20 protein-coding genes are annotated in these 19,588 nt (G+C 69.9%); 3 read left to right on the top strand and 17 right to left on the bottom strand.

The genetic code is table 11. The annotated features are described in order from the left end of the window. Positions 1 to 89: 89 nt before the first annotated feature. The 8 genes from G361_RS0138980 to hemL form a co-directional block, all read right to left on the bottom strand. Positions 90 to 731, bottom strand: coding sequence for a hemerythrin domain-containing protein (locus G361_RS0138980; protein WP_196814753.1), 642 nt, complete (start codon positions 729 to 731; stop codon positions 90 to 92). A 1,589-nt stretch (positions 732 to 2,320) separates the two neighbouring features. Further along, positions 2,321 to 3,280 (bottom strand): c-type cytochrome biogenesis protein CcsB, encoded by a 960-nt coding sequence (gene ccsB / locus G361_RS0138975; protein ID WP_019932580.1) that lies wholly within the window; start codon positions 3,278 to 3,280, stop codon positions 2,321 to 2,323. Between the two features lie 2 nt (positions 3,281 to 3,282). After that, positions 3,283 to 4,926, bottom strand: a complete 1,644-nt coding sequence (locus G361_RS0138970; RefSeq protein WP_019932579.1) for a cytochrome c biogenesis protein ResB — start codon at positions 4,924 to 4,926, stop codon at positions 3,283 to 3,285. Between the two features lies 1 nt (position 4,927). After that, positions 4,928 to 5,755 carry a cytochrome c biogenesis CcdA family protein gene (locus G361_RS0138965; RefSeq protein WP_026344053.1) on the bottom strand — a complete coding sequence of 276 codons (828 nt, stop codon included), beginning with the start codon at positions 5,753 to 5,755 and terminating at the stop codon, positions 4,928 to 4,930. Continuing rightward, positions 5,752 to 6,360, bottom strand: a complete 609-nt coding sequence (locus G361_RS0138960) for a hypothetical protein (RefSeq protein WP_155982053.1) — start codon at positions 6,358 to 6,360, stop codon at positions 5,752 to 5,754. Before G361_RS0138960 ends, G361_RS0138965 begins: the two co-directional genes overlap by 4 nt. Further along, positions 6,357 to 6,965 carry a TlpA disulfide reductase family protein gene (locus G361_RS0138955; protein ID WP_019932576.1) on the bottom strand — a complete coding sequence of 203 codons (609 nt, stop codon included), beginning with the start codon at positions 6,963 to 6,965 and terminating at the stop codon, positions 6,357 to 6,359. Before G361_RS0138955 ends, G361_RS0138960 begins: the two co-directional genes overlap by 4 nt. After that, positions 6,962 to 7,567 (bottom strand): histidine phosphatase family protein, encoded by a 606-nt coding sequence (locus G361_RS0138950; RefSeq protein WP_052173033.1) that lies wholly within the window; start codon positions 7,565 to 7,567, stop codon positions 6,962 to 6,964. The genes G361_RS0138955 and G361_RS0138950 overlap by 4 nt, the downstream gene beginning before the upstream one ends. A 161-nt stretch (positions 7,568 to 7,728) precedes the next feature. Beyond that, complete coding sequence (gene hemL / locus G361_RS0138945; RefSeq protein WP_026344051.1) at positions 7,729 to 9,066, bottom strand: glutamate-1-semialdehyde 2,1-aminomutase; 1,338 nt, start codon at positions 9,064 to 9,066, stop codon at positions 7,729 to 7,731. Positions 9,067 to 9,242: 176 nt separating this feature from the next. On the opposite strand from hemL, the gene G361_RS0138940 reads away from it, so the two are divergent. Beyond that, the gene (locus G361_RS0138940; protein WP_155982052.1) at positions 9,243 to 9,629 is read left to right on the top strand and encodes a hypothetical protein; all 387 of its coding nucleotides are present in this window, start codon (positions 9,243 to 9,245) and stop codon (positions 9,627 to 9,629) included. Here the strand turns inward: G361_RS0138940 and G361_RS46230 are convergent. From G361_RS46230 to hemB, 4 genes are all read right to left on the bottom strand, one after another. After that, the gene (locus G361_RS46230) at positions 9,614 to 9,877 is read right to left on the bottom strand and encodes a hypothetical protein (protein ID WP_019932572.1); all 264 of its coding nucleotides are present in this window, start codon (positions 9,875 to 9,877) and stop codon (positions 9,614 to 9,616) included. The genes G361_RS0138940 and G361_RS46230 overlap by 16 nt on opposite strands. Continuing rightward, a complete protein-coding gene (locus G361_RS0138930; RefSeq protein ID WP_019932571.1) occupies positions 9,874 to 10,398 on the bottom strand; it encodes a hypothetical protein in 525 nt (174 codons plus the stop codon). Before G361_RS0138930 ends, G361_RS46230 begins: the two co-directional genes overlap by 4 nt. A 268-nt stretch (positions 10,399 to 10,666) precedes the next feature. Further along, the gene (locus tag G361_RS46225) at positions 10,667 to 11,191 is read right to left on the bottom strand and encodes a hypothetical protein (RefSeq protein ID WP_052173032.1); all 525 of its coding nucleotides are present in this window, start codon (positions 11,189 to 11,191) and stop codon (positions 10,667 to 10,669) included. A gap of 59 nt (positions 11,192 to 11,250) precedes the next feature. Beyond that, entirely contained in the window at positions 11,251 to 12,228 is a 978-nt protein-coding gene (hemB, locus tag G361_RS0138915; protein WP_026344049.1) for a porphobilinogen synthase, read from the bottom strand. A 353-nt stretch (positions 12,229 to 12,581) separates the two neighbouring features. On the opposite strand from hemB, the gene G361_RS0138910 reads away from it, so the two are divergent. Next, positions 12,582 to 13,382 (top strand): tetratricopeptide repeat protein, encoded by an 801-nt coding sequence (locus G361_RS0138910; protein ID WP_019932567.1) that lies wholly within the window; start codon positions 12,582 to 12,584, stop codon positions 13,380 to 13,382. A gap of 257 nt (positions 13,383 to 13,639) precedes the next feature. Further along, entirely contained in the window at positions 13,640 to 13,966 is a 327-nt protein-coding gene (locus tag G361_RS0138905) for a hypothetical protein (protein WP_019932566.1), read from the top strand. Between the two features lie 54 nt (positions 13,967 to 14,020). Here G361_RS0138905 and G361_RS0138900 read toward each other — a convergent pair whose 3' ends face one another. The 5 genes from G361_RS0138900 to G361_RS46220 all read right to left on the bottom strand — a co-directional run bounded on the left by G361_RS0138900 (position 14,021) and on the right by G361_RS46220 (position 19,570). After that, positions 14,021 to 15,589 (bottom strand): uroporphyrinogen-III synthase, encoded by a 1,569-nt coding sequence (locus G361_RS0138900; RefSeq protein ID WP_019932565.1) that lies wholly within the window; start codon positions 15,587 to 15,589, stop codon positions 14,021 to 14,023. Next, positions 15,586 to 16,620, bottom strand: coding sequence for a hydroxymethylbilane synthase (gene hemC, locus G361_RS0138895; RefSeq protein WP_052173031.1), 1,035 nt, complete (start codon positions 16,618 to 16,620; stop codon positions 15,586 to 15,588). Before hemC ends, G361_RS0138900 begins: the two co-directional genes overlap by 4 nt. Before the next feature lie 94 nt (positions 16,621 to 16,714). Further along, a complete protein-coding gene (locus tag G361_RS0138890; protein ID WP_019932563.1) occupies positions 16,715 to 18,088 on the bottom strand; it encodes a glutamyl-tRNA reductase in 1,374 nt (457 codons plus the stop codon). Next, complete coding sequence (locus G361_RS0138885) at positions 18,085 to 18,954, bottom strand: redox-sensing transcriptional repressor Rex (RefSeq protein WP_026344046.1); 870 nt, start codon at positions 18,952 to 18,954, stop codon at positions 18,085 to 18,087. Before G361_RS0138885 ends, G361_RS0138890 begins: the two co-directional genes overlap by 4 nt. A 355-nt stretch (positions 18,955 to 19,309) precedes the next feature. Beyond that, positions 19,310 to 19,570, bottom strand: coding sequence for a glutaredoxin family protein (locus G361_RS46220; protein ID WP_036496658.1), 261 nt, complete (start codon positions 19,568 to 19,570; stop codon positions 19,310 to 19,312). Positions 19,571 to 19,588 lie beyond the last annotated feature (18 nt).

Below are 19,588 nucleotides of genomic sequence, written 5' to 3'. Positions count from 1 at the left end.
ATTGGGCTGTCGTCGGACTCGGTGATGGCCGGCACGAGCTTACTCGTGCGGTCGCGAAAAAAATTGGTGTACGGAAGATTTCTTCCGGCTCACGCGGCGGAGCCGAGCGCGGCACGTTGCGTGCGCTCCAGCCAGCCGCGGAACAGTCGAGCCATCGGCAACGCCGGCACACCACCCAGTTCGTCGGGCCCGGCCACGGACAGCAGCCACGCGGGCATGAACCGCAGCGTCCACAGCGGCGCGGTCTTGCGCATGTGGGTCTCGAAACCCTTCCAGATCTTGGGGTTCAGCGCCGGGGCGAGCCGGCCGACCAGCTCCGCCTCCTCGTCCGCGGCATGCCCGACGATCCGCTCGTGCACATCCATCGTGATCCGCGCGAGTTCGGCCGCGACACTGCCGTCGGTTCCCAATTCCGTTGCCATGCGGTGCCATTCGGCCAGGAACTTGTCCAGTTCCTCGTGCTCCGCGGCGAGCAGGGCGATCGCCGCCTCGTCGGCGCCGTGGGTGCGCAGGCGCGGCCAGAGGTACTCGTTCTCGCCCTCGTGGTGGTGGTTGATCAGTGTGTGCACCCGATCGACGTAGCCGCTCAGCGCGGCGGCGCGGGTCGCATCCGGGTTCGCGGCCAGTCGGTTGGCAGCCTCGGCGATGCGGGGCAGATCGGTGACCATGGCACGATGGGCCAGCAACATCGTCTGATGTCCGCTGGGCAAGCTGGAAAGAGAAGTGCTCACAGCAGCTCCTGGAGAATTCCAAGTGTTGTCACGGCCTCCGCAAGGAATTGCAGAGGCCGCCGAAATATGTTGCGGCACACAGCTTCTCGAAGAGATTCGTGGTCCGCACTCTCCGCTCGGTCAAATCAATGACAGACATTAACCCAGCCTCCCGGTGACCGCCACTCCAACGAACGAACCCGTTTGCCGATCGCCTGCCGACGAGCGCGCCGGCCTTCCGGCGTGGGGCGGCGCGCACCGTAACCGGTTGCGGGCACGAAGAACCCGGGCGCCACGCGATCCCGCACCGGTACCACGCACACAACCCCGTTACCGTGCGTCGTTGCGACTGCGACGCGGAATACACGGCGCCACTCGCGATCTCGTGACCTGCACACCAGCGGCACGACACTCGGTAGACGCATCCCTCCGCACGCAACGATCAAGCCCCCTGGACAACACCCACGGCAAACGAGCCGGCACACGGACCGGTCTGTCTCCGAAACCCTTGTGGCCCTTGAATATTCGGAACAGAGACGACCACATCCGAGCACCCGATCCGCACCGCCTCGGTGGGAACCACCCGAAACATCGATGCGGACGATCGAAAACTATTACGCCGCAGAATCTCCCGTAAAAGTCGCGAAAACAATCGTCTATTTCCGAGTTCCGCTCCGCCCGTATCGCAATCGAAACGGCACCGGAAACACCTGCGCGCCAGCACTTGCCGATTTGCGCACCGGTACGCCGCCGAAGCGATTACTCCGGGCAAATGTTGCTACCGACTGGAAACACCTTGCTTCACAACACTGTCGGGTCCGGCGCGGCATCGCGCAATCGATTCGGCACGAGCGTGCTACTCGAATCGCGGACCGCCGGCCCGCTTCCCGAACCCGATCCGGGCGAACGGCCACCTCGTAAAGCGCTGGGCCACTTGATATTCGGAGGTTCGATCATCGGACGCACGACGGTCGAGCGGTTCCCGCACCACCGGCCCGCGTGCCCACACTCCCGGACCGAGGGCACAGATGTTCGATACCGAGACTGCTACCAGCAGAAATCAATTCACCGGATGATCGGCCGAACAACCTGCGCCAGAGAAGCTTTCGGATAGAAGTATCCGCAGTTCCGCGCAGCGGTACACCCGCCCCCGGTTTCGCAATACGTATTGCGTGCGGCCGAGCCCACATCGAACACGTCCGTCACCACCGATCCGATCCCTACCGGCAACCGTGCATCGAACGATTCGCTATCCGACCGCACACCCGATCCGGCTCCGGCACTGTCACCACCGGCCCGGTCCGGGTCACCGCCGACTCGGTCGGACGGAGCGGAAGAGGCCCCCTGACACCGAGCCGCCTGCCGCCCCTGGACACACCACGAGCAGGCAACGTAGGGACGACACCCATCAAGGGACATCGACGGCACAGCACCGACCGGAACGGCCCGCCCTGCACCCTCGGCAGGGCACGGGCGCGGGGGGTGCATCCGGCAACCGGCCGGATCCGAGCACAGAACCGTCGAACGACAGGACACCGGAGACCTGGCCCGGCACATCGCAAGGCGGAACACCGGCCCTATGCACCGGGACCGCCGTGGCGACGAACGGCTCAGTTGAGCCCGGCGTACGAGTGCAGACCGCTCACCACGATGTTGATGATGAACAGGTTGAACAGCATCGCCACGAAGCCGGCGATGTTGATCCACGCGGCCTTGGTCTCCCGCCAGCCCGAGGTGGCGCGGGCGTGCAGATAGGCGGCGTAGATGACCCAGGCGATGAAGGAGACCGTCTCCTTCGGATCCCAGCCCCAGAAGCGGCCCCAGGCGGATTCCGCCCAGATCGCGCCCAGGATGATGCCGGTGCCGAAGATCGGGAAGCCGATGATGGTGGTGCGGTAGGCGAGCCGGTCCAGGGTGCGGGCATCGGGCAGGCGGCGGGCGATCGCGCCCAGTACGCTGTCGGATTCCGTACCGGCGGGCTGCCGCAGGCGCAGCAGGAACAGCAGGCTGGCGACGCCCGAGACCAGGAATACGCCGCTGCCGATGCTCACCACGGTCACGTGGATCGGCAGCCAGTAGGACTTCAGTGCGGGCACCACGGGGGCGGCTCCGGCGTACAGCACGGTGCCGGCCAGGAACATCAGGACCAGCACGGGAACCAGCAGGAACGACCACATGCCGCGGTAGCGCTGATCGCGCAGCAGGATCACGCCGAGCAGGACGGCGGTGCCGGTCGCCATCGTCACGAACTCGTACATGTTGCCGAGCGGGAAGCGGTGGGTCGCGAAGCCGCGCAGCACGATCGACACGATGTGCGAGCCCAGGCCGACGAACAGCACCGCGAAGGCCATGTTGCCGAAGCGTTCGCCCAGCGGCCGGGCCGTCGGCCGATCGACGCGGCCGGGGACCCCGGCACCGGCGCCGACCAGGGCGGGTTCGCGCTCCTCGGCCTTGCGGGTGTAGGCGGTCGCGTACTGCACCAGCAGCAACACGAACACCAGCACGTAGATGACGATCGCCGACTTGAACGCCAGATCGCTGTAACCGGCGATGTTCTCGTCGATCGGCATGGTCAATGCTCCCCGTTCTGCGTTCCGGACGGTGTGCTCTCCCCCAGAACCGAGCTGCGCAGGCGATCGAATTCGCCACCCCAGCCGGCCTGGTCGGTGCGGGCCAGCCCGCCCATTTCTACTACAGTACGTCGTTCTTCATCGCCGGTCATCTCGGGGTATGCGCGCATCCACACGCGACGGCGCTTGAGCAGCAGCGACACCAGCAGACCGGCCATCATCGTCACCGCGCACACCAGCACCCAGTCCTGCGCCGGATCGTGCGACACCTGCAGATTCGCGAACTGTTTCGCACCGTCGAACGTCACCTTGGTACCGTCGGCCAAGGTCGCCGATTCGCCCGGCCGCAGGTTCACCCGCTGCTCCTTCGCGAGTCGGCCCTGTTTGATCATCTCCGGGTCCAGGGCGAACAGCGACTGCGCGCGGCCGGTGTCGAGGCCGGTCTCGCCGCGATAGATGTCGATCGCCACCGCCGGATCGTTCAGCGCCGGATACGACGAGGTGAGCAGGGTGCCGTGCAACAGCGCGGTCGGCGCGAACAGGCCCTCGATCGCGATCTGGTGTTTGCGCCGGTCCTCCTCGGTGCCGAACATGCCGCCGGGCGGATCGAAGCGCATGACGCCGCTGGACAGGAAGGTCGCGGTGTCCTCGGGCAGCCACTGCACCGTCTCGGTGCGGGTCTGCCCGTTCGGATAGGTGACCGTGAAGGTCGGCGCGTAACCGTGTCCCTGCAGGTAGACGCGGTCGCCCGCGACGCGCAGCGGATGGTTCACCTGGACGGTCGTATCGCGCCATGTGCCGGCGGTCAGATCCTTGCCGGTCTGGTACGAGATGTTCGCGGTGAACATCTCGGCCTGGCCGTTGGGCAGATAGTCGGCGCGGAAATCCTTGACCCGCACGCACATCGGGGCCAGGCCGGTGCCGTCGTTGACGTTGCCCGCCCGGAACGAGTCGAAGACCGCGGGCGAGGTGGTGCAGAAGCCGGGACCGTCGTCGGCGACGACCACCACATTGCCCTCGTAGCCGAACAGCTTTCCGATCGCGAACGCGACCAGCAGCCCGACCAGCGCCAGGTGGAAGACCAGATTGCCGAGCTCGCGGACGTACCCCTTCTCCGCGGACAGCGTGAGCTCACCCTCGCGGGTGCCGGTCCGCTGGATCACCCGCCAGCCGCGCAACCGGCCGCGCGCGCTGCCGATCACCTCCTCCGGCGATGCCGTGACCGTCGTGGCGAAGTGGTGCGGCAACCGGCTGAGGTTGCGCGGCACCGCGACCGGCGGGGTGCGCAGCGCGCGGTAGTGGTCGAAGACGCGGGGCACGATGCAGCCCACGAGCGAGACGAACAACAGCACGTAGACGGCGGTGAACCAGGAACTGGAGAACACCCCGAACAGCTGCAGCCGGTCCATCCAGTGCCCGAGGGTGGGCCGGTCGGCGATGTACTTGTCGACCTTCTGCGCGTTGAGGCTGCGCTGTGGCAGCAGGGCGCCGGGAATCGCCGCCAGCGCCAGCAGGAACAGCAGCACCAGCGCGGTGCGCATATTGGTGAGGCCACGCCAGGTGTTGCGCAGCAGGGCCGGGAATCTGCCCCGCGGCGGCGGGCCGGGGCGGGGGGCGGTCTCGGGGGCGGTGATGGTGGTGGTCATATCAGATCGGCAGGGTCGTTTCGGAGACGAAGGCATTGCGTATCCACCCGACGAACTGGTCCCACAACCCCGTCACCAGGGCTGCACCGACCGCGACGAGCAGGATTCCGCCGATGATCTGGATGGTCCGCGAGTTGCGGCGCAACCAGCCGACCCCGCGCAGCGCGCTGGCCGACCCGAACGCCAGGATCACGAACGGCAGGCCCAGACCCAGGCAGTAGGCGATGATCAGCGCCACACCGCGGGCGGCGGTGGCGCCCTGGGTGCCGGCGGACACCGCCATCACCCCGGACAGCGTCGGTCCCAGGCACGGTGTCCAGCCCAGCGCGAACACCGCGCCGAGCAGCGGCGCGCCGATGACGCCGGTGAGCCGTCGCGGGTGCATCCGGGTGTCGCGTTGCAGGGCCGGGACCAGTCCGAGGAACACCAGGCCCATCACGATGGTGACGACGCCGCCGATCCGCTGCAGCAGATCCCGGTTCACGTTCAGGGTCTGGATCACCCCGAACACGGTGGCCGACGCCAGCACGAACACCACGGTGAATCCGGCGACGAACAGTCCGGCCGCACCGGCGACCCGCATCCGGCCGGCCCGTTCGGCCAGGGTGACGCGACGGCCCGTGACCTCGCCGACCGTGACCGGCGGCGCCTCGGCGCCGACCAGCCCGGCCAGATAGGACAGGTATCCGGGCACCAACGGCACGACACACGGCGACGCGAACGACACCAGTCCCGCCAGCACGCACGCACCCAGCGCCAGCAGCAACGGCCCGGTCGCGGCGGTCTGCTGGAACGAATCCCCCACCGAGGCCAGCACGGTCGTCGTCATCGCGACCCCCGCCGTGCCCGGCGGCCCCGGACGCACCGCTTCTCGGTCGCGTCCCGGGCGGGCCGGGGAGCCAGGATCCGGCGCGGCCGATGCTCCCGCATCAGCAGCACGGACCGCGAACTCGCATCGAGTTGCGCCTCGGGGAGCGGCGGTACCACCACATGTGGCCGCAACTCGGGATGCGACTGCACACCCAGCCGCGATTGCGGCGAGACCGGCGGATACGCCGCCTGCGACCGTTCGGCAGCGCGTGCGAGATCGTCCGCCGGCGGCATCGCATCCGGCGACCCCGACAACGGGATCGTGCCCGGCAACTGCGGCAATGGGATCGTGCCCGGCAACTGCGGCAACGGCGTCCCGTCCGGCGACTGCGTCAGCGGTGTCTCGTCGGGTGCCTGCGCCAACGGCGTCTCGCCCGCCGACTCCGGCAACGGTGTCCCGTCCGACGACTCGGGCGGCAGCTCCGGCTGGAATTGCGGCGCGCGGAGGCCCGGGGCCCAGAAGTCCGGGCGCAGCTCCGGCGGCAGGATGCTGGAACGCCGCATCAGCTCCGGGAAGCCCAGCGGGTACCGGTAGGCGCAGGGTGTCGCTCGGTTCGTCCTCATGACCGATCCTCCGCGGCGATCCGGTCGACCACCGGCTGGAGATCCTCGGCGAGGAGGGTGCGCAGGAATACCGCGGCGACCCGGTGGTGCCGGTCCAGCACCAGGGTGGTCGGGATGACGCTGGTGGGGAATTTGCCGCCGAGGGCGAGCAGGCTGCGCATCTCCGGGTCGTAGATCGACGGATATCCGACGTGGAAGCTGGTGACGAAGTCCTGCGCCTTGTCCTGCTGCGGATCGCGCACATTGATCCCGAGGAAGGCCACGCCGCGGGGCTTCGACTGCTCGTACACCTTCTCCAGCGCGGGCGCCTCGGCACGGCACGGTCCGCACCACTGGCCCCAGACGTTCAGCACCACGACCTGGTCCGGGAAATCGCTGACGGACACGGTCTTCCCGGCATTCATCAGGTCGGGACCGGCGAGCGTACCGATGGTGCCGCGCGCCGACGGCGGGTCGTACCCGATGTCGGTCTTACCGCCCGGTGACACGAAATCGAAGGTGCCGCCCTGCGCCACCGCGTCCTTACCGCTGGAACAGCCGGTCAGCGCCGCCAGTACCGCCGCGCACAGCAGCAGCGGTACGAGCAGCCGGGTCCGCCCGCTCACGCCCCGGTCACCAACGGGTCCGACGCGCCGGCCGGTTCGGAGTAGACGATGTCGATGAGGGTGTCGCCCTGGTACACCAGCGAGGTCAGCGAGGCCAGCGAGCACTGCCGCTGCCGCGGGTCGTGCCACAGCCGCTTGCCCTCGAGGAACCGGCGCAGCGTCCACACCGGCAGCTGATGGGAGACCAGCACCGCCTCGTGGCCGGTCGCCTCCGCGCGGGCCTTGTTCACGGCGGCCAACATCCGGTGCGCGATCTGCAGATACGGCTCACCCCAGGACGGGGTGAACGGGTCGCGCAGCTTCCACCAGTGCCGCGGCTTGCGCAGCGCGCCGTCGCCGACCGACACCCGCAGGCCCTCGAAGGTGTTACCGGCCTCGATCAGGTTCTCGTCGGTACGGATCGTCAGGCCGTGCTGCGCCGCGATCGGGCCCGCGGTCTCCTGGGCACGCTGCAACGGCGAGGCCACCACGAACGCGATGTCGTGGTCGGCGAGGGTGCGGCCGACGGCCGCGGCCTGCGACCGGCCCGTCACCGACAGGCTGAAGCCGGGCAGCCGGCCGTACAGGATGCCTCTCGGGTTGTGCACCTCACCGTGCCGCATCACGTGCACGATGGTCTCCGCCACCGCGGTATCCCCCGGCAGCCCCGCCGCCGGATCGAGCGGCGCGGATCCGGCCGCGCCGGTCGGTTCGGATCCCGCGACGGCCGATTCGGGGCCCGCCTGGGCCGTCTCCACGGGTCCGGATTGCTGCTGTGCGTCGCTCACGCGCGGGATCCTTCGGGTGTGGCGGCCGCGGCGGCCGCGGCGGCGGCCGGGAGGGCGGCGGCGATACGGTCGAATGCGTCCTCGTCGAGTGCCGCGGAGACGAACCACGTCTCGAACGCGCTCGGCGGCGGATAGACGCCGCGCTCCAGCAGAGCATGGAAGAACGCCGGGAAACGCCAGGTCTCGCTGGCTTTGGCGGTGGCATAGTCGGTGACCGGGTGATCGGTGAAGAACACGCTCACCATATTGCCCGCGAACTGGACCACATGGGCCACACCGGCGGCCGACAGCGCCGCGGTGATCAGCCCGCCCAGCCGTTGCGCGTTGCGGTCCAGCGCCGCGTAGATCGCGGCGTCGGCGGCCCGAAGGGTGGCCAGACCGGCCGCGACGGCGACCGGATTCCCCGACAACGTGCCCGCCTGATAGACCGGGCCCAGCGGGGCCAGCCGATTCATGATGTCGGCGCGGCCGCCGAACGCGGCGGCGGGCAGGCCCCCGCTCATCACCTTGCCGAAGGTGTACAGATCGCCCGCGACGCCGTCGATGCCGTACCAACCGGCCGGGCTCACCCGGAATCCGGTCATGACCTCGTCCATGATCAGCAGAGCGCCGTCGGCGGCGGTCAGCCGGCGCAGACCGGCGTTGAAGCCGGGTGCGGGCGCCACCGTGCCCATGTTGCCGGCGGCGGCCTCGGTGATCACGGCCGCGATCTCGCCGGGACGGGCCGCGAACGCCGCGGCGAGCGCGTCCAGGTCGTTGTAGGGCAGCACGATGGTGTCGGCGGCCTGCGCGCCGGTGACACCCGGCGAGGTCGGCAGGCCCAGCGTCGCCACGCCCGAGCCCGCGTCGGCGAGCAGCGCGTCGACGTGCCCGTGGTAGCAGCCGGAGAATTTCACGATCTTGCTGCGACCGGTGTAGCCGCGGGCCAGCCGCACCGCGCTCATGGTCGCCTCGGTACCGGAGTTGACCAGCCGCACCCGTTCCACGGGTTCGACCCGGGCCGCGATGGCCTCGGCCAGATCGATCTCCGCGGCGGTCGGCGCGCCGAACGACAACCCGCCGGTCGCGGCCTGTCGCACCGCCTCGACCACGGCCGGGTGGCTGTGGCCGAGAATCATCGGGCCCCAGGAACACACCAGGTCGACGTACTCGTTGCCGTCGGCGTCGGTCAGGGTGCAGCCCCGCGCCGACGCGATGAACCGGGGCGTGCCGCCGACCGATTTGAACGCCCGGACCGGCGAGTTCACCCCGCCGGGGATGATCGCGGCGGCACGTTCGTACAGATGGGCGGAGACCGACACTGCGTCCTCGATGGCGCGCGGAGAAGAACTCACGGCTTCCAGTGTCTCAGTTCGGCCTCGGCGGATCGACGACAGGGTGTAGTGGCCCGGGTCACGGCTGTCGATCCCCCGCGACAACACGCCGGATCCGCTTCGGGCCCAAATAGTTCGCTGCCAGATTGCTGATGCGTACCCTCTGGGAAACCACAGGCTCATATCGGGAGGGATTCATGCGCAGGATCATGCTCGGAGCAACCGGTGCCACCATCGCCGCGGGTGCGGTGCTGTTCGGCGCCGGAACCGCCGCCGCGATCGTTCCGGTGGCCCAACCCGATGACGCGCGCATCGGCGTGCAGCTCGACCACGGCGAGACGAAGGCGCTGGCCCAGGGCCCGTTGCCGGCGCTGATCGGCATGATCGTGCCCGCCGGGCGAGTGGGTGCGGGCCTGCATCAGGACACCCAGCTGTTCAAGGACGACCGCGGCGGGGTGCACGCCTCGCTGCGGCAGGTGATCATGGAGGCCGCCGACCACCAGGACGGCAGCGTGTCGTTCTTCCTGGACGTGCCCGGCAGCCACGGGCCGCGGGTCCTGGACATCTATCAGCGCTGGAACTGAACCGGCTCGCGGCGGGACCGGGCGACGGCGCGGACCACCAGGTCCAGCCCGGCCAGTCCCGCCCCGGTCGCCAGCAGGACCGACAGGCCGATCCACCCGCCCGAATAGTGGGTGGACGTGAACGCGGGCTGCTCACCGTCGGCGACGAAGGCGGTGTGCCGGATCCCGGCATGCCAGGCGTACACCGCGGCGACCGTGAACAGCACGGTGATCACGGCGTCCGCGGTGATCCACACCCACCGCTTCATGGGAGTTCCTCCTCGCCGTCGCCGATACCGCCGCCCGCGGGTCGCAGGGCCGCGGCGAGTTCCGCGCGCAGCCGCCGGTGATCGCGCGCCCACGCCTGCACCAGGCTACCGTCGAGCAATCGGAGACCGATACCTTTGCGCCGCCGCGGCACTCCGGAGAGTTCGCCGAGCGCCCGCGCCGACTCCCACTCCTCGTCGTCCCAGCTGTCCGGATCGCGCTCGGGCAGCACCTCGGCGACGCGGTCCAGCGGCAGTACCTCGGTGCCCTCGCGCAGCGCGGTATCGGTGAGTTCGACGCTGACGTGCCGGCGACCGGCCACCACCTGCAGCGCGACGAATCCGGCCAGCAGCACCGCACAGAACGCCAGGCCGAACCAGTGCACATGACTGTGCAGGCCGAGTTCCAGGCAGACCACCAGCAGGCAGAGGATCGGGCCGTAGGCGACGCTGCGCCAGCGGGCGCCGGGTTCGGCGAAACGCACGACGTCCGTGTCGTGGATTTCGGGAAAACCGCCGGTCACGGACGGATCAATGGCTCATGCCCGGGAGCAGGAGTACCGCGAGGGTGAGCAGACCGAGCAGGATCAGCACGCTGACCAAGAGGATGTCTCGTCGAAGGCTTTGCGGCTGCTCAATGACCACTCGCATCGTTGCCTCCGCTTCCCCGGAGCGTGCGATGCGACGTGATCCGAGAATCAACGCTGCGCCAACGACTTCCGGTTCCCAAGTCCACTGTGACAACTTTCACGATACATCCCGCCCGGTCCGTGACAAATTCGGCGGGGTACCTCACCGCCCGAAGGCACGGAAGAAGGTATCGGATTCGCCTCGGCGGCAAAGGAATACGGCACCGGCGGCGAGTACCGCCTGCAGGATGGTCGCGGCGCCGGCGATCAGCGCGGCGACGCCCTCGGTGCTCAGCCCGAACAGGGTGCCGACCGCCCCGAGCACCAGCACCGCGGCGGCGGCCTCGAGCAGGGTGCGCGCCCACAACCGGCCCCGCCGCAACTGGTAGGCGATCGCCACCACCCCGACCGCCAGGCCCAGCCCGAAGACGACGATCACCACCTCCAGGAGCGTCACCACCAGCTCCACCTGCGCGAGCGAGGTCTGCGGCTGTTGTTCGCGCATTTGGTCGTACATCTGCCGGGCCAGGTCGTGCCGGTGCGTGAACCGGTCCACCGCATCGGCGATCAGCCGCAGCACCCCGAAAACGGCCACGCCCCACCACAATTGCACCGCGGTCCGGACATCCGCCGGCACGGGCAGTACGGGACGGCCGGTGAGCGGAGGGAAACCGCCGGGTCCGGGCATGCCCGGACCGCCGGGACCGAGCGGCGGGTACGGCGGATACGGCGGTGGCTGACCCGGATTCACGACAACCAGTGCGAGGCTTCGGTGGCCCAGTAGGTGAGCACCAGATCCGCGCCCGCGCGACGGATCCCCACCAGCGATTCCAGGATGGCCCCGCGCCGGTCGATCCAGCCCCGCTCGGCGGCGGCGGTGATCATCGCGTACTCGCCGGAGATCTGGTAGGCCGCCACCGGCACGATCGACCGGTCCGCCACCTCGCGCAGGATGTCGAGATACGACATGGCCGGCTTCACCATCACGATGTCGGCGCCCTCGGCGAGATCCAGTTCCAGTTCGCGGATCGCCTCGCGGCGATTGGCCGGATCCTGCTGGTAGGTGCGGCGATCGCCCTGCAGCGAGGAGCCGACCGCCTCCCGGAACGGGCCGTAGAAGGCCGAGGCGTACTTCGCGGAATAGGCCAGGATGCCGGTGTCGATGCGCCCGGCCGCATCCAGTCCGGCCCGGATCGCGCCGACCTGGCCGTCCATCATGCCGCTGGTACCGAGCAGGTCCGCGCCCGCCTCCGCCTGCGCGAGCGCCATCTCGACGTAGCGGTCCAGCGTGGCGTCGTTGTCGACCGAACCGTCGGCGGCCAGCACGCCGCAGTGCCCGTGATCGGTGAACTCGTCCAGACAGGTGTCGGCCATCACGACGGTGTCGCCGCCGACCTCCTCGGCCAGCGCGCGCAGCCCGCGGTTCAGGATGCCCGCCGGATCGCTGGCGAGACTGCCCGTGGCGTCCTTGTCCTCCGGCCGCGGCACACCGAACAACATGAGCCCGCCGACCCCCGCGGTCACGGCCTCCCCCGCCGCCTTCCGCAGCGAGTCCAGGGTGTGCTGGTAGACCCCCGGCATGGAACCGATCTCCCGGGGCTCCGCGAGCCCGTCGGCCACGAACATCGGCAACACCAGTTGCCTTGGCTGGAGCGTGGTTTCGGCGACGAGGCGACGCATGGCTGGGGTACGACGCAACCGCCGCGGGCGGTCCATTCCGGTCATAGTCGCACGATACGCCCGCACCGCCCCGGCCTCGCGCGCGGTACCACCGTTCCACTGGCCGTGACGGACACCACCTGTCGGCCATGATCGCGCCGGTCACAGGCACTGTGAGCACTCCGCGACACTCGGCCCAGTGGCCTCCGCCTCCTCCGCGCGGGCCGCCGGATCGCATCCGCCGCACGCCGTGCTCTGCATCGCACATTCACTCGGCCAACAGCCCCTGTATCGCATGATCGCTCAGCACTCGCAGCGTCTGCGTCGCACGATCGCTCGGCACACACAGCGGTGCTGGTCCGCATGGATGGTGTCGCCGATGATGAAACGGGGCCCTGCGGTTCGGAAGGCGGTGCGGGATGTCCGGTGTGGACGGCCGGGACGATTCGGCGCGACCGGATCCGGGCCCGGCCGTGCGGGCACTGCGGGCGATGGCCGAGCGCGGCGATCCGGCGGTGATGGAGATGTTGGCTCAGCGGTTGCTGGATGCGCGCATTCCGGATGAGGCGCAGATCTGGCTGAGCCGCGCCGCCGAGCTCGGCAGTTCCACCGCGATGGGCACTCTGGGTACGCTGGCCCGGCGAGACGGCCGGATCGCCGAGGCGATCACCTGGCTGGAGCGCGGGGCGGCCGCCGGAAACGATGATGCCGCACAGCAACTCGGCATCCTGCACCTGGAACGCGGCGATCCCGACAGCGCCGAACGCTGGTTGCGCTCGGCCGCCGAAGCCGGACTTCCCGAGGCGATGTGCAATATGGGAGCCATCGCCGATCGTCGCGGTGACGACGCCGCGGCCGAACGCTGGTACGAACGCGCCGCGCGAGCCCACGAACCGACGGCCATGCGCAACCTCGCCATCCGCCTGGCCCGTCGCGACGAAATCACCAGGGCCACAGAGCTTCTCGAAGATTCCTTCCGGCGCGGCCGCACCGACGCGGCGGCCGTGCTCGGCACGATCCACCTGGAACACGGCGACACCGAGGCCGGTGAGCGCTGGCTGCGCCGCGGTATCGAGTCCGGCGATCCGACCTCCATGGTCCGCCTGGCACTGCACCTGCGGGAAGCGAAAGAGCCCGAGCGCCATCAGGAATCCGATCTCCTCCTGGAGCGGGCCGCGGCCGCGGGCCACCCACTCGCCCTCGAGATCCTGCACCACTGATCTCCCCTGCCGCCTGCCCGCACGAAAACCGGCCCCCGCCACAGTCGTCCATCGGCATCGGCACGTTCGCCGCCCGGGGTGTCGCCCTCCCCACAACGGGTAGACCCGGATCAGGAGCAACCCGTCGGCCATCTGTCGAGCTGCGCGCCGGGCTCGCAAAAGTGTTCGCGGCCAGCGGTTTCTGTCGGTACCCCGCGATAGAATCGAAGAAGTGTTCGAGGAGATCGTCCAGGATCTCCGTGACGAGGGGAGGGCTCGTGGCCACCGTCATCAGAAGTTCGCAGCGACCGGGTTCGGTTCGGCCGCAGGGCACGGCGAATCGCTCCGATTCCAGGATCGTCGAACCCTATCTGCCGCTGGAGAAGCGGAAGCTCCCGCCGGGGCGGCCGCGGGCGTGGTACGTCATGCACAACCGCAGGTTGAAGGCGATGCGCCTGGCCATCGCGCTGCTCGATTCGGGCATCTACCGAGCCAGTCTCGCCGACAACGAGACCATCCGCCGCACCGCCGATCTCGTGGGCATCCGGCCGCCGTCGGACAAGACCTGCCGACTGGTCCGCGATCTCATGCGCGCGCGGCGCTGAACAGCGGCCGCCGGGCACCACAGTGCCCGGCGGCCGTCGACGGATCTCCGGCGGCTAGCGCCGGCGGCTCTTCTTCCGCGGCGGGGGCAGCAGGCCTTCGGCGCGGAGGTGGGCCGCGTGCTCGGCGAGGGCGTCGACCAGCGCGCCGACCTGGGCGACCTCGGGCTGCACATCGACACGCAGGCCGAATTCGACGGCGGTCTCCGCGGTCTTCGGGCCGATGCAGGCCACGATCGTGCGGGCATGCGGCTTACCGGCGATGCCGACCAGGTTCCGGACCGTCGAGGACGAGGTGAACAGGACCGCGTCGAAACCGCCGGTCTTGATCATCTCGCGGGTCTCCGCCGGCGGCGGCGAGGCCCGGACGGTGCGGTACGCGGTCACGTCGTCGATCTCCCAGCCGCGGTCGCGCAGCCCCTCGGCGAGAGTTTCGGTCGCGATGTCCGCGCGCGGCAACAGCACCCGGTTCACCGGATCGAAGACGTCGTCGTACGGCGGGAAATCGGCCAGTAAACCCTCCGAGGACTGCTCCCCGCTGGGCACCAGTTCCGGATTGATGCCGAAGGCGCGCACCCGCTCCGCGGTGGCCTCGCCGACGCAGGCGATCTTCACACCCGAGAAGGCGCGCGCGTCGAGGCCGAATTCGCCGAACTTCTCCCACACCGCGCGCACGGCGTTGGTCGAAGTGAACACCACCCACTGGTAGCGGCCGTCCACCAGGCCCTTCACCGCCCGCTCCATCTGGGCGGGGCTGCGCGGCGGCTCGACGGCGATGGTCGGCACCTCCATCGGGATGGCGCCGTGCATGACGAGCTTCTCGCTCATCTCACCGGCCTGCTCCTTGGTGCGCGGCACCAGGACGGTCCAGCCGTACAGCGCCCGCGACTCCCACCAGGACATCTTCGAGCGGCGCTCGACCTCCTTGCCGACCGTGACCACCAGCGGCCCGACCAGTTCGGAGGCGGCGGAGTTCAGCGTGGCCAAAGTGGCCTCGATGGTGCGCTGCTGGCGGGTGGTGCCGCGCACGGTCACCGCGACCGGGGTCTGCGGCGCGAGGCCGTGTTCGACCAGCGCGCTGGCGGTCTCGGCCAGATGTCCGGAGGTGGCGTGCAGCACCAGCGGGCCTGGCGAACCGGCAACCGAGGCCCAGTCGACCTCGCCGCGCACGTCGACCTCGGTGTGCGTGGAGCCCAGCGCGATGCCCGCGTACGAGGGCACGGTGGTGCCGGACGGCAGGCCGGGCAGCACCTCGAAGGTCATGTGCGAGCGGGTGACGGCGCTGACCTCGGCGATCACCGAATCGGTGGTCAGCGGATCGCCGGAGACCAGGCGTACCACGTCGGCGCCGTTGCGGGCCTCGGCGATCAGCGTCTTGGCGACCTCCGCCGGATCGCCCAGCGCGGGGCGCACGTCGACGGGACGCTCCCCGTCCGGGCCCGGCTCCACGGCGGAACCGACCAGGGCCAGCACTCCCCGGTCGACGTCGGGATCGGTGAAGGCCAGCTCGGCGCGGCCGAGGACCTCGCGGGCCCGCACGGTGAGCAACGCCGGGTCGCCCGGTCCCGACCCGACGAACAGGATCCGACCGAGGTGCTTCTTGGTGATGGCTCGGCTCACGCTCATTGAGTGTTCTCCATTGGGCTGGGGTTGCTGAAGTCTGCGGGGGTGGTGGCGGCGTCACTCTGCGTGAGCAGGTCGCGCGCCCCCAGCTCCAGGAGCTCGCGCGCCAGGGACCGGCCCAGCTGCTCGGCGTCCGCGAGCGGTCCGACCACCGATGCCCGGAGCACGTCCGAGCCGTCGATCGCCGCCGCGCACCCGCGCAGCGACAGTTCCTCGATGAGCCGATCGTCGTCGTCGAAGGATTCGACGACCTCGGCCAGCGCGCCGACGGCGGCGTTGCAGCCGCCCTCCAACTCGGCGAGCAGTGCGCGTTCGGCGACGATCTCGGCCCGGGTCGCCGGATCGTCGAGCGCGGCGAGCACCTCGGCCAGGCCGGTGTCGTCGCTGCGGCATTCGATCGCCAGCGCACCCTGAGCGGGGGCGGACAACATCTGCACCGGTTCCAGCGCCTCGGTGACGGCCTCGAGCCGGCCGAGCCGGGCCAGGCCCGCGCGCGCCACCACGACGGCGTCGAGTTCACCGTCGGCGACCTTGCGCAGCCGGGTGTCGACGTTGCCGCGCAGCGGCACCAGCTCCAACCCCAGGCCCAGGGCCCGCAACTGGGCGATCCGGCGCAGGGCGGAGGTGCCGACCCGGGAGCCGGCCGGCAGTTCGCCGAGGACCAGGCCGTCGCGGGCGACCAGCGCGTCGCGCGGGTCCTCCCGCGGCGGGACGGCCGCGATGACGAAGCGGGGGTCCTGCGCGGTCGGCAGGTCCTTGTAGGAGTGCACGATCAGGTCGATGGCCTCGGCGGCGAGTTCGTCGCGCAACGCGGTGGTGAACACGCCGACGCCGATCTGCTGGACCGGATCGGCCGACTTGTCGCCGGCGGTCGTGACGATCACCAGTTCGGCCTGCTGGCCGGCCGCGATCAACGCGTCCCGGACCGTACCGGCCTGGGTCAGCGCGAGCAGGCTGCCGCGCGTGCCGATCCGCCAAGGCGCCACGGCGGTGCCGCGTGGTTGCAACGTATCGACTCCACCGGGTTGCGACATGTCCTGCTCCTGCAAGCTCGACTCGCTCATGCCGCGTCCGTCCCGGTTCCCCCGGTCCCGCGCAGCCTGTCCATCCGGTCCCGCATCCGACCGGTCATGCCTGGGTCCCCTGCTCGTGGCCGGGGGTGAAATCGTCGGCGAGCTCACCCAGCGCCGCGATCTCCATCGGAGCCGCGACCGCCTGTGCCGCACCGGGTTTCAGTTCGAACAGTTCCCGCAGCGCCTCGGCGTAACTACCGCCGCCGGGGGTGGAGGCCAGCTGTTTCACCCGGACCGTCGGCGCGTGCAGCAGCTTGTCGACCACGCGGCGGACGGTCCGGGCCACCTCGTTGCGCTCGGTGGTGGCCAGGCCCGGCAGCCGGGATTCCAGCCGCAGCAGTTCGGCCTCGACCACCTCGGCCGCGCGCTGCCGCAGCGCCGCCACCGTCGGCGTCACCTCCGCGACGCGCTGGCCGGACAGGTACTTCGAGAGTTCCTCGGCGACGATGGCCCGCGCGGCGAGGGTGTCCGCGGCGGCCGCGCCGGCCGCCGGATCGCGCTGCAGGGTCTCCATGTCGATGACGGTGACGTCCGGCAGGCCGGCGACCGTGGTGTCCACATCGCGCGGCAGGCCCAGGTCGCAGACGACCAGATGCCGACCGGCCCGCGCGGCCAGCGCCCGGTGGACGTCGGCCAGGGTGACGACCGTGCCGATGGCGCCGGTGCTGGTGAGCACCAGATCGGCCTCGGCCATCGCGGACACCAGCCCGGACAGTTCCATCGCGGTGGCGGGTACGCCGTGCATGGTCTCGGCGGTGTGCGCGAGCCGCTGCGCGCGCTCCAGCGTGCGGTTGACCACGATGATCCGGCCCACTCCGGCCCGCGCCAGATGCGCCGCCGCCAGGCCGCCCATCGCGCCCGCGCCCACCACGACGGCGGTGCGGCCGGTGAGGTCGCCGAGCACCGCGCGGCCGCGATCCAGCGCCACCGACACCACCGAGGCGCCGGCCGAGTCGATCCCGGTCTCGCTGTGCACCCGCTTGCCGACCCGCAGCGCGTGCTGGGCCAGTTCGTGCAACGTGCGCCCGGCGGCCTGCTGCGCGTCGGCGGCGGCGTAGGCGGCGCGGATCTGGCTGAGCACCTGCTGTTCCCCGACCACCAGCGAGTCCAGGCCGCTGGACACCGCGAACAGGTGCTCGGCGGCGGCCTCGCTGTAGCGGACGTAGGCGTGTTTGGTGAGTTCCGGCAGCGGCAGCCCGGAATGCTTGGCGAGCAGATCGCCGATCTCGGCCAGACCACCGTGGAAGGCGTCGACCACCGCGTAGATCTCCACCCGGTTGCAGGTGGACACGATCATGGCCTCGGAGACGTGCTGCGATACGAGCATCCGATCGGTCAGCTTGGGCCGGTCGTCCTCCGTGACGGCTACTTTCTCCAGCACCGCGACGGGGGCGCTGCGATGTGACACACCGACCAGAAGCACGCTCATGGTGCAACCACCGATCCCTTGTTGCTTGGCTCCGTTGCCGTTTGCCCGGCCTGTGCCGCCGTGTGGACGGCCTGGCACATCGCGGCGGGGGCCCCGCTGCGGCCGTGTCCCGTATGGCCCGGGGACCAGGTGACGGGATGCACCGTCGCGCCCGCCAGGCTGCGCGCCACCGGTTCCACGGTGGTGTCGCCGGCGGTACGCGCCTGTTCGAAGGACAGCATCTGCAGTTCGACGGCCAGGTCCACGCGACGGACCTCGACGGCCGCCGGGGCCTCCAGCGTGATCGAACAGAAGCTGAGAATGCTGCGCAACCCGGCGGCTACCAGATCGTCGCAGACGGCCTGCGCGGCGGCGTCCGGTACCGCGACGACCGCGATGGTCGGGGCCAGTTCGGCCACCGCACCGGCCAGTCCGGCGACATCGCGGACGGTCAGGCCGGTGATCGACTCCCCGATCAGCGCCGGATCCCGGTCGAAGACGCCGACCATGCTGAAACCCCGCCGCCGGAAGCCCCGGTAACCGACCAGCGCACGGCCGAGATTGCCGGCCCCGATCAGGATCACCCGGTGCCCGTCGGACAGGCCGAGCGCCTCCTCGATGCGGCCGCGCAACCTCGCCACGTCGTAGCCGACACCGCGGACTCCGTTGGGGCCCAGGAAGGAAAGATCCTTGCGCAGCTTGGCGGAACCGACACCCGCCGCGACAGCGAGTTCCTCACTCGATACGATGAGCACACCCTCGTCGGCGAGTGCGGCGAGAACACGGAGATAGGTCGCCAAACGGGTAACCGTGGCCTGTGGAATATCCCGTTGCACGGTCAGAGCCCTGCCGGAGACACCACCTGGTGTCTCGTGCTGCTCTGTCACGTCGTTCGGCTCCTCGTCCGGCCGGGATAAGTGTCCGGTGTCGCATCTCCGCCGACGCCGGGACAGCGCCGGTGGCGATTCATCGGGGTTCAGGTGCTCCGCTGCCCGAGGCAGGCGGCTTGCGTGCCACCACCGTAACCGCTTGTGAAGCCCTGCACAAAGTCGGTGAATTCGGTCACTCCCACGCGCACTGTTCTTTTATTCGCATCCACCGGCGCCGGGCGCGCGGATGCCCGGTCGCGCCCGGATATTCAACCCCGGCGATCGGCACGGCCGCCGCCCAACGCGCCGAAGTGCGCCCCGGCCGGTGTGGCCGAGGACACACCCGACATTGCTGTGACCGACGACACCGTCGTCAATGTCGCAGATCCGCCCGCAGGCGCGGTTCGTCCACGTCGAAGTAGCTGTGTTCCCGCCCGTCCAGCAAAACCACCGGCAGGCGGTCGCCGAACTCCGCGCGCAGACTCGGATCGGTCGCCGCGGCGGCGTCCACGTCGACGGTGTCCGGTTCGATCCCGAAATCCGCGCAGATGACCCGCAGTTGTGCCAGCGCTGTGGTGCACAATCCACAACCGGAGCGGGTCAGCAATGTCACCGAATGTGTCGAATTGGCCATGAGATCCATCATGCTGGA

Source organism: Nocardia sp. BMG111209 (assembly GCF_000381925.1).
Taxonomy (GTDB): Bacteria; Actinomycetota; Actinomycetes; order Mycobacteriales; family Mycobacteriaceae; genus Nocardia.
Note: the sequence above shows the minus strand (reverse complement) of the source record. Positions and strands in the feature narration are given on the sequence as shown.

Excerpts from the sequence above, each read along its gene's own strand:
- ccsB (WP_019932580.1), bottom strand. The coding sequence starts at position 3,280 with ATGCCGATCGACGAGAACATCGCCGGTTACAGCGATCTGGCGTTCAAG.
- G361_RS0138970 (WP_019932579.1), bottom strand. The coding sequence starts at position 4,926 with ATGACCACCACCATCACCGCCCCCGAGACCGCCCCCCGCCCCGGCCCG.
- G361_RS0138965 (WP_026344053.1), bottom strand. The coding sequence starts at position 5,755 with ATGACGACGACCGTGCTGGCCTCGGTGGGGGATTCGTTCCAGCAGACC.
- G361_RS0138960 (WP_155982053.1), bottom strand. The coding sequence starts at position 6,360 with ATGAGGACGAACCGAGCGACACCCTGCGCCTACCGGTACCCGCTGGGC.
- G361_RS0138950 (WP_052173033.1), bottom strand. The coding sequence starts at position 7,567 with ATGCGGCACGGTGAGGTGCACAACCCGAGAGGCATCCTGTACGGCCGG.
- G361_RS0138940 (WP_155982052.1), top strand. The coding sequence starts at position 9,243 with ATGCGCAGGATCATGCTCGGAGCAACCGGTGCCACCATCGCCGCGGGT.
- G361_RS46230 (WP_019932572.1), bottom strand. The coding sequence starts at position 9,877 with ATGAAGCGGTGGGTGTGGATCACCGCGGACGCCGTGATCACCGTGCTG.
- G361_RS46225 (WP_052173032.1), bottom strand. The coding sequence starts at position 11,191 with ATGCCCGGACCCGGCGGTTTCCCTCCGCTCACCGGCCGTCCCGTACTG.
- hemB (WP_026344049.1), bottom strand. The coding sequence starts at position 12,228 with ATGACCGGAATGGACCGCCCGCGGCGGTTGCGTCGTACCCCAGCCATG.
- G361_RS0138910 (WP_019932567.1), top strand. The coding sequence starts at position 12,582 with ATGTCCGGTGTGGACGGCCGGGACGATTCGGCGCGACCGGATCCGGGC.
- G361_RS0138900 (WP_019932565.1), bottom strand. The coding sequence starts at position 15,589 with ATGAGCGTGAGCCGAGCCATCACCAAGAAGCACCTCGGTCGGATCCTG.
- hemC (WP_052173031.1), bottom strand. The coding sequence starts at position 16,620 with ATGTCGCAACCCGGTGGAGTCGATACGTTGCAACCACGCGGCACCGCC.
- G361_RS0138890 (WP_019932563.1), bottom strand. The coding sequence starts at position 18,088 with ATGAGCGTGCTTCTGGTCGGTGTGTCACATCGCAGCGCCCCCGTCGCG.
- G361_RS46220 (WP_036496658.1), bottom strand. The coding sequence starts at position 19,570 with ATGGCCAATTCGACACATTCGGTGACATTGCTGACCCGCTCCGGTTGT.